Here is a 16190-nt window from a genome sequence, read left to right as displayed (position 1 = left end):
AACCGGGTTGCTACAGGCAGGATATCGGTCCCTGGCAGCGTTCCGGCCGTGTTGTTGCTTGCATCGGACCGCCAGACTGGCAGTTGTTTAAGATTGAGTCGGGAATCCGTGTTTATCCCGGTCGTTGTGGTATGCAGGAGCGCCGCTATACTGGTCGGGCTGTGGCTTCGCTCCTGCTGAGATTCGCTCAATCCAGTTATCAACTGATGTAATCGGTCGAAAACCGTATATTAGTTTCTAAGATAGTTCTTACAATGGCAAAAACTGCATCTGAAGACGGTCTGCTACCGGAGTCCGTCGACGACAGCGGAGATTTCTGGCTCCACACGTTCGAATCACTCGTCGAGGACTTACCGGAAGCGGCGTTCGTGGTCGATGCGGACGGCGACATCACACACTGGAACGATACGGTTGAACGTATGCTCGGACTGCCGGCGAGCAAGGCGGTCGGGATGAACGCATACGACGTGTTCGGCACAGAGGGACAGGACGAGACGCTTGCTCAGGAGGTCATCAGAACGGGAGAGCCAGTCCGCGAAAGCGAGTTCCGCTCGGCCGAGCGACCTGACGGGACGATGGCACACGCGCGGGCGGTAGCAATTCCGCTAATGGGTCCTGGCGGCAATGCTATCGGTGCGCTGGAGCTACTGATCGATTTCAGTGAGATCGTCGAACAGCGTGAGGCGCTCCAGAACCTCCAGTCACAGATGGCGACAGACGTCGAGTCAGCGGTCGGCGAAATCGGCGACTCCGCCGCCGCCGTTACCGAGCAGTCCGACGAAATCAAGGAGATGGCTGGCGAGCAGTCCGACAACCTCGATGAGGTCCAGTCCGAAGTCTCCGGGTTCAGCGCGACCGTCGAGGAAATCGCCTCCAGCGCCGAGGAAGTGAGCAGCCAAAGCGGTGAGGCCAGGGAACTCGCCGAGGAATCCGTCGAGACGGCCGAGGAAACAATCGAACGCGTCGAGGATGCGACGGAGTCCGCCGAACAGGTCGCGTCGGACTCGACAGAACTCCGGGGCCATATCGAGGAGATCGATGAGTTCGTCGAGGTCATCAACGACATCGCGGACCAGACGAATATGCTGGCGCTGAACGCCAACATCGAAGCCGCGCGAAGCAACAGCGACAGTGACGGGTTCGCGGTCGTTGCCGACGAAATCAAAGAGCTGGCCGACGAGTCGAAACAGCACGCCGACGAGGTCGAGCGAATCGTCGGGGAGGTCCGCGAGATGGCCGACAGCACCGCCGAGAACGTCGAAGAGACGACGGGCGCGATTCAGCAGGCGCTCACTGACTTAGAGACGGTGCTCGACAACCAGCAGGCTATCGTCGACGCGACCTCAGAGACGGAACAGGGTATCGGCGAAGTCGCGGCGGCGACGGACGACCAGGCCGCAAGCGCCGAAGAGATTGCTAGCATGATCGATGAAATCGCCCAACGTGCCGCCGAGGTATCCGAGTCTATCGACGAACTGGCTGGCGCAAACGAGACCCAGCACCGGATGGCACAGGACTTAGAAGAGAACGTCGAGCGGGTCGAGCGCCGACTTGCCGAGATTATGGAGTGACTGTCGCTCATCGAAACACGGGGGTTATGCCGCTCGAACCGATACAGGGTTGCAATGAGTCAAGAGCGGACTGACGGCGACCTCCGGAACACTGGACTGTCGCTCAAACACGACCGCGAGTGGGATTACGAGCTCGAGCGAATCGTCGAAGCCGTCGAGGAGCGCGACGCCGAGAAGGTGGGACTGCAGTTCCCCGAGGGACTGAAGCGCCGCGGCCCGGCCGTGGCCGATGACCTGCGTGAGAACCTCCCCGACGACGTGACGGTGCTGCTCTCGGGCCAGCCCTGTTACGGTGCCTGCGACCTCGATACGTACATGATGCGCCGGACGGACGTGTTCGTCCACTTCGGCCACTCGCCGATGAAGGAATCGGACAAGATCATCTACGTGCCGCTGTTCTCCAACGTCGACGTCTTCCCCATCATGCAGCAGGCTCGCGAGGAACAGCTTGCTGATCCGGAAGAAGATCCCGACGTGGGGCTCGTGACGACGGCCCAGCACATGAACAAGTTCGACGAGATGCGTGAGTGGCTGGAGGAGCGCGGCTACAACGTGCACACACGGCGCGGCGACGAGCGGCTGACCCACGAGGGCCAGGTGCTCGGCTGTAACTACGCCAGCGCCGACGTTGACGCCGACCAGATGCTGTACGTCGGTGGCGGAAAGTTCCACCCGCTCGGGCTGGCGATGGAGCACCCCGACAAACACGTTGTCATCGCCGATCCCGTGAACAACGTCGTCACCGTCGCTGACACGGAGAAGTTCATGAAACAGCGCTACGGTGCAGTCCATCGCGCGATGGACGCCGAGTCCTGGGGCGTCATCTTCTGTACCAAAATCGGACAAGGCCGCTGGGATCAGGCCCAGGAAATCGTCGAAAACAACGAAAACGCCTATCTCATCACGATGGACGAGGTGACGCCGGACCGGTTGACGAACTTCGGGATGGACGCCTACGTTAACACTGGCTGTCCGCGCATCACCACCGACGACGGCCCGCAGTTCAAGAAGCCGATGCTCACGCCCGGCGAGTATGAAATCGCCATCGGCGAGAAGCCACTTGACTCGCTGGAGTTCGACACCTTCCACGGCACTTGGTGACCCATGGGCCGGAGGGGGGAACGCGAACCACTCACAGTCGCTGCCGTCGGCGCAATAGAGCGAGAGACACTTGAACTCGCCGTGGATGCCGTTGAGGAACACTTCTCGCTGACCCCGCGCGTCGATCATAGGCAGTTTCACACCGACGGAATCCCCGACAGCGCCCAGCCTACCGGTGATAGTGATCAGTACGACGCAGTTGAGCTGGCGAAATACGTAGCCAGTGAGACGGATGGCAGCCGAACGCTTGTTGTGACGAATCAAGATGTCTCACAAGGCCGGCGGCAGTCGCTGTTCGGAATTGGAATCCGGTACGGCCGGACATCGTTACTCTCGACGTTCCGTCTGGGTGGGGACAGGTTCGACGACCGGGTTCGAAAACTGGCTATCAGTGAGGTCGGGTACATGCTGGGGCTTGAGCTCTGTCCAAACGAGCAGTGCCCGTTCAGGAGAACAGACTCAGTTGCGACGCTGGATGCGGTCGACGAGTCTCCCTGTGAGGCCTGCCAGACGAAACTTGCCGAGGCCATCACGTCTGGCGATGCGACAGCGGACTCCGAGTCGGCAGATAATGGACGCACTGAGAAATCGGTGGGCCAATCAGATAACACACCGCAAGATCGTTCGACGGATCAATTGACACACCTCCTCGCTGGCACTGCTCGCTTCTGGACGTCAGTACTCGGCTACGGCGTCGCATTCATCGTGACGCTCCTTGTTCTGATTGGTCTGCTTGAAGAAGTCGTCGGATTCGCCATCACGGACTCGGATGCAGCTACCTGGGTGATTGTCGTCATCACTGCTGCTGTTGCATGGGTCGTCTACAGGAACTGTCGAGCGGGTATCAAGGTAATCAGCCGTGTAGTTATCGAGAGCATCCGGTAATCTACGCGCCGAGAAATATCTGTGCGATACCCGTCAGCCAGAGGAACACAGCCAGCGAAATGACTGCAACGGCGATGCCGAGCAGCCCGTTTTTCGCAAGCACGAACCGTCGCTCCCGGAGCAGTTCGTCCGGATCTTGGTCGGAGAGGAAAAACAACCCATCGCGGCCAGTCAGTACGAGCGGTTTCGATTGCTCCCCGGACAACGAGTTGTCCAGTTCAGCCGTCCCGTACGCATACACGGTATCGCCGGGTTCGATGTACGCCATCTCATAACGTCGGTCGTCACCGGCCCGCAGGTCCGGGATTTGCCAGTCGCGCTCAAAGCGCGCCAACTGATCGTCAGGCGAGGTGTGGCTCTTGCGCTTCTCGCTCCAACGACGGTCCTCGGAAACGTGGAAGTCGAACTCCGCGTTGCAGACCCGGACCGAGCCCTCATCAGTCACAATGTCGAACGGTACCGCTTCCGACTTGTTGACGTGTGTCCTGCTCGAATCGCCTCCCGTGTCCTCAATTTTGAGTTCGTAGGCAACACAGGCCTCGCAGTCGTACAGCGTTCCGATATGTCGACCAGCAGGTTCGATGCGACCCTGGACTGCTGTCGGACCAGCAGCAACTGAATCGAGTTCCGAAAGCGGTGTCGTTCGAATTGCGTGTTCTTCCTCGTAGCGGTCAAATCCCATCAGTATTGATCCGATTCCCCAGAGAACACCAAACCCCGAGAGTGCCAGAATACCGAGATACAGCAGAATGGCAAACAGCATCAGTTTTGAAGACGGTCACGTACGGAGAATTCCCCTTTTGCAGCCTCGTCAGCTTCAAATGAGTCACGAGGCTTGTATCCCCTATGAGCCGCGAGATACCGCTCTGGGATCTGTTGTAACAGCGCGTTGTACCGTCTCACAGTGTCGTTGTAATACTCCCGACGGTTTTCCAGCCGCTGCTCGATGGTTTCGAGAGCATCGCGAACGTCGTCGAATTTCTCGTCGGTTCGCAGTTCTGGCGTCTCCTCGGCAATCGAGTAGAACTCGCGGACAGATTCTCGGACGTCAACTTGGGCCATCGCTGCCTCCGCAGGAGTGCTTGCATCAATCGCGCTCTCGCGAGCCTCGACCATGCCAGCGAGAACGTTCTGCTCCATGGACATGTACTCGTCAGCGATTTCGATGAGGTTTCCGACCTGATCGTGACGGCGCTGAAGTAGCACTTCGACGTTCCCCCAGGCAGCGTCACAACTTTCGCGGGCCTCGACAAGATTGTCGTGTGCCCGTCGAAAGTACGAACCGACCAACCAGGCAGTGAGGAGGACACAGAACCCTCCAACGATGGATACATATAGCGCCATATTCCTTCAGGTTATCTTCCACCATGATATAATTTTACCGATATAATCGAGGACAGAAATAGTACGGTGAACCAAAATAAAGTGTTCATTGAATAGAATATAACCCCCCCAATCTTGGTGGACTCTACCTCGGCCCGCGTATCTATCGAATCAGTGGGGATAAGAATCACATATGATAACAGAGAGGGTACAGTCTTGTAGCCTGCTATCCCAACCTTCGTATGGCTTCTACGGAGGACACTGCTCTCTTCCGCGACGTGTTCCAGGCGAATCCGGACCCGATTATGGTCCACGACGCTGACACCGGGACAGTCGTCAGGGCTAACGAGGCAGCGGGTGCGTTGCTCGGGCGTCCTCCGGCGGATGTCGTCGGAATGCACGTCGGCGAGTTCAGCCCGCCGGGGTTTTCGACGGCAGACGCAAACGCTCTGATTACGGAGGCAGCCACATCGGGGTCGGCACAGGTCGAGTGGTCGACACAGGGTCCGGACGGTGAGAGCCGGCTGGTCGAAGTTTCGCTCGAACGCGCCGTCATCGACGACACAACCCGCGTTGTGGCGTTCATTCACGACGTGACTGAGATCCGCCAACAGGAGCGAAAACACACTGAACGGAGCAAGCAACTCCAGACGTTGATCGAGAACCTCCCAGTCGTCGTGTTCACACTTGACCCTGATGGCGTCTTTACCTACTCGGCCGGAAGGGGGCTGGACGAACTGGGGATAGAGCCCGGCGAGCTCGAAGGGGTCTCGGTGTTCGAGGCCTACAGCCAGTATCCGGACATCATCACCGCCGTCGAGCAAGCGCTGGACGGCGAAGAGGTCCGTGTGACCCAGGACCTCGACGGCCTCGTCTTCGAGACGTGGTATCGGCCGGTGTTTGACGACGGAGAGCTAACGCAGGTAGTCAGCGTCTCCCGCAACATCACTGACCTCAAACAGCGCGAAGCGCGCGTCGAAACACTCAGCGAGGCGACGAACGAACTGCTGTACACTCGGACGGAACACGCGGTCGCGGATACGGTGACGCAGATCGCACAGCGCATCATCGACCAGCCACTGGCGGCGATGTGGTCCTACGACAGCGACGACGACACCCTCTATCCGATCGGTGCAACAAGCGAGGCGGCAGACTTTGCGGCGGTGGAGACGGCATCTGACCTCCCACCGATGGGTCCCGAAAGCGACGAAAACCGCCTGTTCCACGATGGCAGTCCGACCGTCGTCGAGGACTACCAAGCGCTATCGAACCCATCAGTCCCTCAGACACCGCTGCGGACGGTACTGTTTCTCCCCCTTGAGGACTACGGGTTGCTGTGTATCGGCTCGCCGACTGTCGAATCCTTTGACAGCCACGAGCGGTTCTTGCTCGAGATTCTTGCGAGTACCGGGGCCGCTGCGCTGGACCGGGTCGAACGGGAGACGCGGCTCAAGTCCAAGCAGACGGAACTCGAACGATCGAACGAGGCACTTCAGCAGTTCGCCTACATCGCGTCGCATGACCTGCAGGAGCCTCTCCGGATGGTGTCGAGTTACGTCGACCTACTGGACAGCGAATACGGCGACGAGCTTGACGACGAGGCGGCCGAGTACATGGCCTTTGCCGTCGACGGGGCACGCCGAATGCAGGAGATGGTCAACGCCTTGCTCCGGTACTCGCGAGTTGAGACAAACTCGGGCGACTTCGAGGAAACAGACCCGGAGGTGGTGCTCGACCGGACGGTAGACGCCTTGCAGATGCGAATAGCGGAGGTGGACGCGACCATCACAGCGGAGTCACTGCCACCCGTCGAAGCCGATCCGAACCAGGTCGGGCAGGTGTTCCAGAATCTGCTGGAAAACGCCATCGAATACGCCGTGGAAGCCGACATCGAACCCTGCGTCGAGGTCAGCGCCGAAGAAGACGACGACATGGTGACGTTCACCGTCTCGGACAACGGACCGGGGATTCCGGCGGCGGACCACGAGGAGGTGTTCGACATCTTCCACCGCGCCGGAGCCCACGACACGGAGGGAACCGGCATCGGGCTGGCCGTCTGCCAGCGAATTGTCCTGCGCCACGACGGGCGTATCTGGGTCGAACCGTCAGACGACGGTGCGACGTTCAAGTTCACATTGCCTGCGGTGACGGAGGTGAGCGGCGATGACTGAGTCCAGTGAGGGGCGGCCGGTCGAGATTCTGCTAGCGGAGGACAATCCCGGCGATGTCAAACTGACCGAGAAAGCGCTTGAGAAGGGGAAAGTGCTGAACAACCTGCACGTCGTCAACGACGGCGTCGAGGCGCTGGCGTTCCTCCGGCAGAAGGGTGAGTACGACGACGCACCGCGGCCTGACCTGTTGTTGCTCGACCTCAACATGCCGCGCAAGGGAGGGCAGGAGGTCCTCGAGGAAATGAAAAGCGACGAGTCGCTCCGCCGGATTCCGGTCGTCGTGCTGACCAGTTCCGAGGCAGAGGAGGACATCATCGAATCATACGACCTCCACGCGAACGCCTACCTGACGAAGCCTGTCGATTTCGACGGCTTCGTTGACATCGTGAGTAGCGTCGAGGAGTTCTTCCTCACGGTGGTCAAGCGGCCGCCGAAATAACGATGTCTGAGACGATACAGCTCGATGTACTCCTCGTCGAAGACAACCCGGGCGATGCCCGCCTCGTCGAGCACCACCTGAATTCGCCGGCTGTAGCGCATTTCGTCGATGACGTGACGATTTCCCACGTCGAGTCGCTGGCGCCGGTCGACGAACAATCAGCGGCAGCCTACGATGTGCTACTGCTTGACCTTGGACTCCCCGAGTCAACAGGGCTCGCGACACTCGATCGGGCGACCGAGATGATAGATGAGGTGCCGATCATCGTCCTCACAGGCATGGAGGACCGGGAGATGGCCATCGAAGCGATCAACCGGGGCGCACAGGACTACCTGCCGAAGGCAGATCTGGACGGCGACCGGCTCGTGAGAGCACTCCGGTATGCAGTCGTCAGGAGCCGCCAGCAGCGTGCCATTCAGCGCCAGACCGACCAGATGGACTTCTTCAACAGCATTCTGCAACACGACATCCTCAACGGGATGAACGTCATCCGGGCGCGGGGCGAACTCCTCGAGGACACGCTCGACAGTGAGGAGCGCGAGTACGCGTCGACAATTGTCCAGTGGAGCGACGACCTCATCGAACTCACCGAGAAGGTCCGGTCGGTGCTTGAGACCGTCACCGAAGGCGGCGGGCGGGACCAAGAGCACCGGGAGCTACAGGCCGTCCTCGACGATGCGGCGGACCGCGCCCGGTCGGTCAGCGACGATTGTACCGTCACAATCCAGACACAGGGGGTCACTGTTGTCGCTGACGAATTACTCGATGACGTGTTCGGGAACCTCTTTCTCAACGCGGTCGAACACGGCGGCGACGACGTGACCATCGACGTGACGACGGCGGTTGCGGACGGCACCGTGACTGTCTGTCTCGCGGACGACGGAGACGGGATTCCGAGCAGCGCCGCTCGCCGTATCTTTGAGCGAGGCGAAAAGGGCTCCGAGTCCGGCGGCACTGGCTTCGGGCTCTACTTCGTGGACACGATGGTCCGAAGCTACGGCGGCGACATCTGGGTTGAGGACAGCGACCTCGGCGGGGCAGCCTTCTATGTTGAACTCCCGCGTGCAACTCTATAGGGATGGGCGATCGTCACACCATTATTGCTCGGCCGCATTTCAGCTTCTGAGAAACGGGTCCGAATCTTCAATTCCGGGGAGGTCGACTCACCTGCTATGGATGATCCGCTGGACGGGACCGAGGGTAGCGATTCGGAGGAGCGAGATCGCTATCTGGCAGCTATGCAGGACCTCACTGCAGCGATGGCGGCCAGCGGAACTACCTTTCAGGAGCGTGTAGAACCGGTCTTGGCCGTCGGGCGAGAGCATCTGGGGTTCCCGAACGGCCACATCACGGTCGTCTCCGGAGACGAACACAAAGTCGTCGCCAGTAGTGGTCTGCCATCAACGATTGCAGAGGGCGTCGAACGCCCACTCTCCAAAACATACTGTAAGCACACCCTCAACGACTCCGGGATTCACATCATCACTAACGCGAGCGAATCGATGGCGGCTGACCCTGCATACAAGGAGGCCGGACTGGAGGCGTACGTCGGCACGACGCTTCGGGCGAACGGGTCAGAATACGGGACGCTGTGTTTCGTCAACGATGATGAGGCGATTTCGGAGTTCTCGGACTGGCAGCAGACGCTGCTCAAGCATCTGACGCAGTGGGTCGAAGCGGAGATTGAACGCGAGATCGCTGTCGATTCACAAGAGGAGAGCCAGCGGCTGTTAGAAGCGACGTTCAACTCACCGGAGACATTCATCGGCATCCTTGAGGCCGATGGAACCCTCATCAGGGCAAACGAAACAGCACTCGGGTTCATCGAGGCTGACGCTGAAGACATCTCGGGAAACGCGATCTGGGAGACGCCCTGGTGGGACCACGATGCGACGACAGCACGCCGTTGTCGGGATGCTGTCGAGCGAGCGGGAGAGGGGGAGATGGTCAGGTTCGAGGCCGAGCATATCGGCATGGACGGCCAGCGTATCTCGACGTCCGTCGTGGCCCGACCGGTAACGGCCGATGGCGTTGTCCGAAAGATAATCGTCGAGGGGACAGATATCACGGACCTCAAGCGCCGCGAAGAGCAGATGGAGTTTTTCAATAGCATTCTCAGACACGACATCCTCAACGGGATGACTGTCATCGAAGCACGCGCAGAGACGCTTGCAGATACGCTCGACGGTACACAGGCGAACTACGCAGAGACGATTCTGGACTGGAGTCATGACATTGTCGACCTCACACAGAAGGTCCGGAGCGTCCTGAGCACGATGTCAAACGACGGGTTGACCGAGGCAGAGACGATCGAACTAGGGCCGGTCATCGAAGGGGCAACAAGAAAGGCGGCCTCGATGGACGGAAACTGTACGCTCAAAACAGACATCCACGACGGTATCGAGGTCGTGGCTGACGACCTTCTCGACGATGTTGTTGGGAACATCTTGACGAACGCTGTCGAACACGGCGGTCCAGACACCACAATCGAGGTAACGACAGAACGCGTTGGTTCGATGGTTCACCTTCACATCGCTGACGACGGACCCGGGATACCACCCGCAGAGCGCGAGGCAATCTTCGAGAAGGGGGAGCGTGGAACCGAGTCGACTGGGACCGGGTTCGGATTGTACTTCGTGTCGGTGATGGTCGATAGCTACGGCGGCGCCATCTGGGTCGAGGAGAGCGACTTCGGTGGCAGTGAGTTCGTCGTTGCACTCCCTCAGAATAACTACTGAGTATTTCCAAACGTTTTTGAATGAATCCTGCGTATATCGAGTAATGCCGACAAAGAGTGCGCTCGCCCAACAACTCGCCGTTGTCGCCGGGTTCGACAACCCGCGGGCCAGTCTCGAACAGTACCGGACACCGCCGGATCTGGCGGCCCATCTGGTCCATACTGCGGACCTCCAGGGCGATGTTCAGGGACAGACTGTCGTCGATCTGGGCTGTGGCACCGGGATGCTGTCGCTGGGTGCAGCGTTGCGGTCGCCGGCGCGGGTGGTCGGACTAGATATCGACCCCGCACCGCTGTCGACGGCGCGCGAAAACGAGCGGAAGGTCGGGTCGACGACGCCAGTGTCGTGGGTGCGAGCGGATGCCACCACAGCCCCGCTGTGTCCGCCCGCCGGAGAAACTACAGTCGTGATGAACCCTCCCTTTGGTGCACAGTCGGACAACGAACACGCTGACCGTCGGTTCCTCGAAACTGCCGCATCCATCGCGGGCGTTTCGTACTCGATTCACAACGACGGAAGCCAATCGTTTGTCGAATCCTTTACCGACGACAACGGCGGCGAGGTGACCCACGCTTTCGAGACGGAGTTCGACCTGCCGCGACAGTTCGATTTCCACGAGTCGGACCGGCAGGCGATTACCGCAGAAGTGTACCGCATCGACTGGACCTAGCTCCGCGCCGCTTGCTGGCGACGCTCCGCGATCTTGACACGAGTACCATCTGTCCGTGCGTACAGCTTCGAGCGGTTCCGCTCGAAGGTCAGCCCGCCGATCCGCGTCCGCGTCATGTTCGCTGGGAGCGGTGCCTGCCCGACCGTTTCGTTCCCCCGTGTTACGACCACGTCGAACCCGTTCTGCCGGGCCGCCACTGTCACGTTCCGTCCGTCGAGCATCACATCCGCCGTTGACGGCGCTGATGTGTACGCCGTCCGGGGCTGGCCGCCCTCGCGCCTGAGCTGGACCCGGTAGACGCTGGAATTGCCGAGTACTGACCAGTCCATTCGGTTCGCATACACCGATTCGCGCCAGGTCGGCCCGCCGACTGTGACCCGCTCCTTACCGTTGACGGCGAGCCGGCCCGGCTGGATAGCGGCGATCCAGACCTCCCGCTCTGCGCTGGCGACGATGACACCGCTTTCGTTGACGCTCGCCCCGCCCCGCTGTGTTGGGACCCAGATACCTTCGAAGTACGCATTCGGGACGTTCTCGTCGTAGGTCACGACGTAGTCTCTGATTTCGATTCCGTCTTCGGGGAGCTGGTCTGCCTGAAGGTCCACGACGTTGGTTGGGACGGCAGCGAGACTCAGTGCCCCGAGGACGATGAGCAGAACCATCACTGCGAGTGACGCCGGGCGGCGGTCGAACGACGGGTAAAAACTCCGGCCAGCACCGACGGTCGCCGCAGCAACGACGAGCGCCAGAACGAATACCAGCGCCGTTCCGGCCCACCGGAACAGCCGAAATCGGCCGCCGCCGAGCGGTATGTACACCGCCCACAGTCCCTGGGCGACGGCGAACACGAGCGTCGCAAAGAACACCCGCAGCGTGTCGGGGCGTTCGTCCCGACTCCGAAGTAGTGCGAGTGCCACGACGACGCCTGCCAGAATGCCGATGGCGTGCCCCTGAATAGCGATGTTGGACCACCACGGCGTCACAAAGCGGGTCTGACCCGAGGCTGTCGACACCGGATAGCGAAGCGCCGAATACAGGAGGTCGAGCACGCGGTTCCCGAGAAAGGCGCCGAGAAACAGCGTCGGCCGCGTCACGAGCGCGAACCCGGCAATGGCAAACACCACGCCCGAAAAGCCCACAATCGGCCCGATAGCGAACACCGCGGAGAACACGCCCACAACGAACATGGCGACGGGGACAGCCAGAATTCGGGTAAACGGGTTCGTCCGTAGCGACGTGAAGGTCTGAACCCCACGCTTGCGAGGGTAGTGTCCCCAGACGTACTCGGCGACCGTCCCGTACACCAGCGTACCCATGAGGTTCCCCGTGATGTGGCCCTGACTGCCGTGGGTGAACGCCCCCGTAAGCATCCCAAACGGGTAGAAGTACGACCACGTCCGGAACGGGGTTACAAGCGGGTTCCGTGGATGCCACCACGCGCCCTGCAGGAACAGGTACACCGCCGCGACACCCACAATCGTCAGCAGCGTTCCCCACGGGACCCCGAGGAAGAGTCGCGCCCGTATCTCGTCGCCGAGTCGCGCATCCGAGAAGCGTCGGACGGCAAGGAGGACAGCGATCACCACGGCGAAGACGACCGCTTCCTGCCACGGGAGCCATGCGGGCATGGCCGGCATCGGCAGCGACTGCATCATTCACGCACAGTTCAGGTACGGGACGGCTTATCGATGACGGCAGGTGTCACTCTCCAACAGTGACAAACAGGGAACGGGCCACGGTCAGGCAACTCTGTCCAGCGAATGCGTCACCTCAGAACAGAGACATACCGACGCTGTATGGCCACGACGTGCCGGCCACTGCAAGCAGTGACACCGCGCCGCCGGCGAGGGCGATGTTCTTGAGGAACTGCGTCATCTCGTCTTGCATCTGATCGTCCGGGACCGCCCAGAAGTTGTGCATCATGACGGCGGAAGCGACGAGGAACGTCGCCAGCGCCCCGGCCGCGATGACGGGGTACGCACCGAGGATGACGAGGACGCCGCTGACGAGGAGTAGCCCGCCGCTCCCGTAGACCGACGCCGCAGGTGCTGGGAGCCCCTTCGCCTCCGCGTAGGGGGCCATCTGCCCGGCGTTCTGGAAGTGGTTCAGGCCCATGAAGGCAAGTACCCCGCCGAACAGGAGTCGGCCGAGCAGGAACAGTTCGCCCGCCGCCGCAGACTCAAACGCCATCAGGCGCTCACCGCCGGAGCAGTCGTCGTTTCGCTACGAAGCTGTCGAACCGCGATTGGTGGTTTCATTACGTTACTTGGTTCGTATGCGAACCTATTTGTACGTTCCCGGACAACGAAGATACCAGATAGCACCGATGTCATCTGAAGTATTCACTGCCGCGGACGAGGAGGAAGAGAGCGGGCCGTGTGCCGTCATTGAGTCGCTGGAACAGATCGGGTCGCGCTGGCGCCTTGTCGTACTCCACGAACTCCAGAACGGCGAACAGCGGTTCAACGAACTCAAACGCGCCACCGACGCCAGCTCTCGCACCCTCTCGCGGGTCCTCGACGACCTCCAGGAGATGGGCTTTGTCGACCGGCGGCTCGAAGAAGACGCACCCGTCGCGACGTACTATCAGCTCACGCCCAAGGGCGAATCCCTCTGTCCGGTGTTCGCCGAAATCGAGGGCTGGGCCGAGGAGTGGCTGGCCGGTTGCGAAAGTTAAGCCGACAACGCAGACTTTTCTATCCCCCGGCCCCATCGGTTTAGCAATGGGAGTACGGCCACCAGCCGATAACAGCGACGAGCCAGACGTCATCGAGTTCGGTATCGCGGCACTCGACGCCCGCCTGTCGGACGTGGACATCGAGTATCCCGCGACCGCGAGGGAGGTCCAGGACGCCGCCGGACACATCGCGGTCCCGTTCGACGCGTCGGGTCACTCGATGACGCTATCCGAGGCGCTCGACGAGACGACCGCCACGGAGTTCGACAACGAGCAGGAGCTACTCAACGATCTCCATCCGATATTCGAGCGGAAACGGGAAGCCACCAGAAACAGTATTCTCTCCCAGCTACGCGCGCTGGTCCCGTTCTAAATTACTTGTCGGACTGGTGCGGAGATACCGCCGGCTCTGTCTCTGTGTCGCTGTCTTCGGTGCCCTCCGTGCCGCTGACCTGCTGGTCGTCAAACACGTCCGCCGACTGATTGCGGCTCTCGTGTGTGAGCTGGACGGCGATGTCCTCCAGCCGGCGCGTCTGTTCGCGGTTCACCGCCACGAGCATATCCGACAGGACGCCGAACATGAGAAGCTGAATCCCCAGTAGAATAGCGAAGGAGCCCACAACTGCAATCACCTCGTGTGAGATGCTGTTGACAACCCAGTCGTAGGCCACGTACGCCCCGAGGAGGAACCCGACTACAGTGCTCCCGAGGCCGACGCTCCCGAAGTAAAAGAGCGGATTATTGGTTTTTGCCATCTGGTACAGCGTCAGGATGATCGTCGCACCGTCTCGGAACGGGCGAAGGTTCGTGTCGGACTCGTCGGGACGGGGTTGATAGGTGATTGGTACTACCGCCGTCGAGATGTTGTGTTTGACACACTCGACGGCCATCTCCGTCTCGATACCGAAGCCCGAGGCCGTCAGCGAACTCCGCTGGAAGGACTGGCGCGTGAACGCACGATACCCTGAAAGAATATCAGTGAGGTCCCGTCCGTGAATCGTTTCGAAGGACCTGTTGATGATACGGTTGCCGACCTGGTTCAGCTTCGTCATCGCGCCGGGTTGCATATCCGCAAACCGGTTTCCGATGACGTGGTCGGCCTGGCCCGACAACAGCGGTTCGAGTAGCCTGTCCGCCTCGTCGGGCCGATAGGTTTCGTCGCCGTCGGCCATCAGGACGTACGGCTGCTTGATGTGGCGCGTCACCGCCTCCCTGACAGCCTGTCCCTTTCCCGAGCCAGACTGTTCAACGACTCGTGCGCCGACTGATTCGGCGAGATCCGGTGTCCCGTCAGTCGAACCACCGTCAATGACGAGGACGTTGTCGAACCCTTGCTCACGGAACCCGGACACGACCGACTCGATAGTTTCGGCCTCGTTGAATGTCGGCAACAGTATACAGACGTCGTCTCGGTCGGCCATCGACTCAACGTCATCCACGCGAAGGCAAATAAATGCGGGTCTGGACTCAGTCGTCGCGCTGCTCGCTCATGTGCTCCCAGACCTCTGCACAGCCACAGCCGTCTTCGATGTCTGCCAGGTGCTCGTCTTCTTCAGTCTGGGATGTCGCGGTCATGTTACTCACTCTGCGAGTAACTACTTGCCGCCACCCACTAATAGATTTGGGCGGCGGGCGACGCGTTTTACATCCCGTGCCACACATGGGCGTGTATGAGCGACCCTGCGGACGTGTTCGACCTGGTTGGGCTGACTGAATACGAGGCGACGGCGCTGGAACAGTTGCTCTCGCTCGGCCGAACGACGGCTCCGAATCTCGCCGAAGCGAGTGGCATCCCCAAGGCCCGCGTCTACGGCGTACTGGAGTCGCTGTCCGACCGCGGCTTCATCAAGGTGATACCCGGCCGCCCCAAGGAGTACCAGCCAAAATCTCCCAGCGACATCCTCGACCGGGCCGTCGAAAACCGCAGGCAATCATATGAATCGTTCGCCGCCGACATGGACTCCTACCGCGACGCCTTTCTCGCCGAGTACCAACCGCGGTTTGAACAGGCAAGCGAAGACATATCACCGACGGCCGAACTGTTCCACGTCGTCGACGTCGGCGAACCGAGCGAACGCGAGACCCGACGGCTGTACGACGACGCCGACGAAACGCTTCGGGTGATCACCAATAGCTTCGCCTATCTGGACAGTGTCAGCGAGGCGCTGGAAGACGCTCTTGAGAGGGGCGTTGACGTCTCTGTTCTCTTCCTGCACCCGGACAATCTTCCGCCGGAGAAGGCCGCAGTACAGTCGAATATCGTTGACCGACTGGCTACAAACTTCCCCGCCGTAGACGTACGCTTCAGCCCCGAGAAACTGCCCTGGCGCGGCACCCTGATGGACCCCAGTATGGACTACGAAGGCGGGGAAGCTATTCTGCTGGTCGAGGAACCCGATGTCCCCAACCACATGCGGCAGGCCGCCTTGACCGAGAACGGTTCCTTCGTCGCCGGGATGAAGCGGTACTTCGATTTGGTGTGGGAGTACGAGAGTGTCGCGGACTCCCAGTGAATCGAGCGAAAGTGGATAGTGACACGACTCGTCCAGAACTGAGTGGCTTGGTCCGTCAATCAGTGCCCTCGTGGGTGGCCGTAGACAAATTGCCGCCCTCGG

The 16190-nt window shown here is 60.5% G+C and carries 16 protein-coding genes; 11 read left to right on the top strand and 5 right to left on the bottom strand.

What is annotated here, in order from left to right; all coding sequences use genetic code 11:
• Nucleotides 1–254: 254 nt before the first annotated feature.
• The 3 genes from RBH20_RS04945 to RBH20_RS04935 are packed head-to-tail and all read left to right on the top strand — an operon-like array spanning nt 255 to nt 3557.
• A complete protein-coding gene (locus tag RBH20_RS04945; protein WP_306706130.1) occupies nt 255–1571 on the top strand; it encodes a methyl-accepting chemotaxis protein in 1317 nt (438 codons plus the stop codon).
• A gap of 54 nt (nt 1572–1625) precedes the next feature.
• Nucleotides 1626–2672, top strand: coding sequence for a diphthamide biosynthesis enzyme Dph2 (dph2, locus tag RBH20_RS04940; protein ID WP_306706128.1), 1047 nt, complete (start codon nt 1626–1628; stop codon nt 2670–2672).
• Between the two features lie 3 nt (nt 2673–2675).
• Nucleotides 2676–3557, top strand: coding sequence for a cytochrome-like protein (locus tag RBH20_RS04935; RefSeq protein WP_306706126.1), 882 nt, complete (start codon nt 2676–2678; stop codon nt 3555–3557).
• Nucleotide 3558: 1 nt separating this feature from the next.
• On the opposite strand, the gene RBH20_RS04930 is transcribed toward RBH20_RS04935, so the two are convergent.
• A complete protein-coding gene (locus RBH20_RS04930) occupies nt 3559–4320 on the bottom strand; it encodes a hypothetical protein (protein WP_306706124.1) in 762 nt (253 codons plus the stop codon).
• On the bottom strand, nt 4320–4901 hold the full coding sequence (locus RBH20_RS04925) for a LemA family protein (protein ID WP_306706122.1): 582 nt from the start codon (nt 4899–4901) through the stop codon (nt 4320–4322). Before RBH20_RS04925 ends, RBH20_RS04930 begins: the two co-directional genes overlap by 1 nt.
• A 221-nt stretch (nt 4902–5122) precedes the next feature.
• Here RBH20_RS04925 and RBH20_RS04920 point away from each other — a divergent pair, with 221 nt between their 5' ends.
• The 5 genes from RBH20_RS04920 to RBH20_RS04900 all read left to right on the top strand — a co-directional run bounded on the left by RBH20_RS04920 (nt 5123) and on the right by RBH20_RS04900 (nt 10898).
• Nucleotides 5123–7051, top strand: a complete 1929-nt coding sequence (locus RBH20_RS04920) for an ATP-binding protein (protein ID WP_306706120.1) — start codon at nt 5123–5125, stop codon at nt 7049–7051.
• On the top strand, nt 7044–7490 hold the full coding sequence (locus RBH20_RS04915) for a response regulator (RefSeq protein WP_306706118.1): 447 nt from the start codon (nt 7044–7046) through the stop codon (nt 7488–7490). Before RBH20_RS04920 ends, RBH20_RS04915 begins: the two co-directional genes overlap by 8 nt.
• Before the next feature lie 2 nt (nt 7491–7492).
• On the top strand, nt 7493–8566 hold the full coding sequence (locus RBH20_RS04910; protein ID WP_306706116.1) for an ATP-binding protein: 1074 nt from the start codon (nt 7493–7495) through the stop codon (nt 8564–8566).
• A 96-nt stretch (nt 8567–8662) separates the two neighbouring features.
• Nucleotides 8663–10228, top strand: coding sequence for an ATP-binding protein (locus tag RBH20_RS04905; protein WP_306706114.1), 1566 nt, complete (start codon nt 8663–8665; stop codon nt 10226–10228).
• Between the two features lie 43 nt (nt 10229–10271).
• On the top strand, nt 10272–10898 hold the full coding sequence (locus RBH20_RS04900; RefSeq protein ID WP_306706112.1) for an METTL5 family protein: 627 nt from the start codon (nt 10272–10274) through the stop codon (nt 10896–10898).
• Here the strand turns inward: RBH20_RS04900 and RBH20_RS04895 are convergent.
• The gene (locus tag RBH20_RS04895) at nt 10895–12553 is read right to left on the bottom strand and encodes a rhomboid family intramembrane serine protease (RefSeq protein ID WP_306706110.1); all 1659 of its coding nucleotides are present in this window, start codon (nt 12551–12553) and stop codon (nt 10895–10897) included. The two genes, RBH20_RS04900 and RBH20_RS04895, sit on opposite strands and share 4 nt — an antisense overlap.
• Nucleotides 12554–12668: 115 nt before the next feature.
• Nucleotides 12669–13088: a DoxX family protein gene (locus RBH20_RS04890; RefSeq protein WP_306706108.1), complete on the bottom strand. Its 420-nt coding sequence runs from the start codon at nt 13086–13088 to the stop codon at nt 12669–12671.
• Between the two features lie 136 nt (nt 13089–13224).
• Here RBH20_RS04890 and RBH20_RS04885 point away from each other — a divergent pair, with 136 nt between their 5' ends.
• Both RBH20_RS04885 and RBH20_RS04880 read left to right on the top strand, forming a co-directional pair.
• On the top strand, nt 13225–13575 hold the full coding sequence (locus RBH20_RS04885; protein WP_306706106.1) for a helix-turn-helix domain-containing protein: 351 nt from the start codon (nt 13225–13227) through the stop codon (nt 13573–13575).
• A 46-nt stretch (nt 13576–13621) separates the two neighbouring features.
• Nucleotides 13622–13948, top strand: coding sequence for a hypothetical protein (locus RBH20_RS04880; protein ID WP_306706104.1), 327 nt, complete (start codon nt 13622–13624; stop codon nt 13946–13948).
• 1 nt (nt 13949) lies between these two features.
• Here the strand turns inward: RBH20_RS04880 and aglJ are convergent, their stop codons facing one another.
• Entirely contained in the window at nt 13950–14996 is a 1047-nt protein-coding gene (gene aglJ, locus RBH20_RS04875) for an S-layer glycoprotein N-glycosyltransferase AglJ (protein WP_306706102.1), read from the bottom strand.
• Between the two features lie 249 nt (nt 14997–15245).
• On the opposite strand from aglJ, the gene RBH20_RS04870 reads away from it, so the two are divergent.
• Nucleotides 15246–16088 carry a TrmB family transcriptional regulator gene (locus tag RBH20_RS04870; RefSeq protein WP_306706100.1) on the top strand — a complete coding sequence of 281 codons (843 nt, stop codon included), beginning with the start codon at nt 15246–15248 and terminating at the stop codon, nt 16086–16088.
• Nucleotides 16089–16190: the final 102 nt, after the last annotated feature.

Origin of the sequence: Haloarcula sp. H-GB4 (genome assembly GCF_030848575.1) — an archaeon.
Classification (GTDB): Archaea; Halobacteriota; Halobacteria; order Halobacteriales; family Haloarculaceae; genus Haloarcula.
This window is presented reverse-complemented; position numbering and strand designations above follow the sequence as displayed.

Bases quoted from the DNA above. Each gene is read 5' to 3' on its own strand.
- RBH20_RS04895 (WP_306706110.1), bottom strand. From the start codon at position 12,553: ATGATGCAGTCGCTGCCGATGCCGGCCATGCCCGCATGGCTCCCGTGG.
- RBH20_RS04920 (WP_306706120.1), top strand. From the start codon at position 5,123: ATGGCTTCTACGGAGGACACTGCTCTCTTCCGCGACGTGTTCCAGGCG.
- RBH20_RS04880 (WP_306706104.1), top strand. From the start codon at position 13,622: ATGGGAGTACGGCCACCAGCCGATAACAGCGACGAGCCAGACGTCATC.
- RBH20_RS04900 (WP_306706112.1), top strand. From the start codon at position 10,272: ATGCCGACAAAGAGTGCGCTCGCCCAACAACTCGCCGTTGTCGCCGGG.
- RBH20_RS04890 (WP_306706108.1), bottom strand. From the start codon at position 13,088: ATGGCGTTTGAGTCTGCGGCGGCGGGCGAACTGTTCCTGCTCGGCCGA.
- RBH20_RS04945 (WP_306706130.1), top strand. From the start codon at position 255: ATGGCAAAAACTGCATCTGAAGACGGTCTGCTACCGGAGTCCGTCGAC.
- RBH20_RS04885 (WP_306706106.1), top strand. From the start codon at position 13,225: ATGTCATCTGAAGTATTCACTGCCGCGGACGAGGAGGAAGAGAGCGGG.
- dph2 (WP_306706128.1), top strand. From the start codon at position 1,626: ATGAGTCAAGAGCGGACTGACGGCGACCTCCGGAACACTGGACTGTCG.
- RBH20_RS04935 (WP_306706126.1), top strand. From the start codon at position 2,676: ATGGGCCGGAGGGGGGAACGCGAACCACTCACAGTCGCTGCCGTCGGC.
- RBH20_RS04870 (WP_306706100.1), top strand. From the start codon at position 15,246: ATGAGCGACCCTGCGGACGTGTTCGACCTGGTTGGGCTGACTGAATAC.
- RBH20_RS04930 (WP_306706124.1), bottom strand. From the start codon at position 4,320: ATGCTGTTTGCCATTCTGCTGTATCTCGGTATTCTGGCACTCTCGGGG.
- RBH20_RS04905 (WP_306706114.1), top strand. From the start codon at position 8,663: ATGGATGATCCGCTGGACGGGACCGAGGGTAGCGATTCGGAGGAGCGA.
- RBH20_RS04910 (WP_306706116.1), top strand. From the start codon at position 7,493: ATGTCTGAGACGATACAGCTCGATGTACTCCTCGTCGAAGACAACCCG.
- RBH20_RS04925 (WP_306706122.1), bottom strand. From the start codon at position 4,901: ATGGCGCTATATGTATCCATCGTTGGAGGGTTCTGTGTCCTCCTCACT.
- aglJ (WP_306706102.1), bottom strand. From the start codon at position 14,996: ATGGCCGACCGAGACGACGTCTGTATACTGTTGCCGACATTCAACGAG.
- RBH20_RS04915 (WP_306706118.1), top strand. From the start codon at position 7,044: ATGACTGAGTCCAGTGAGGGGCGGCCGGTCGAGATTCTGCTAGCGGAG.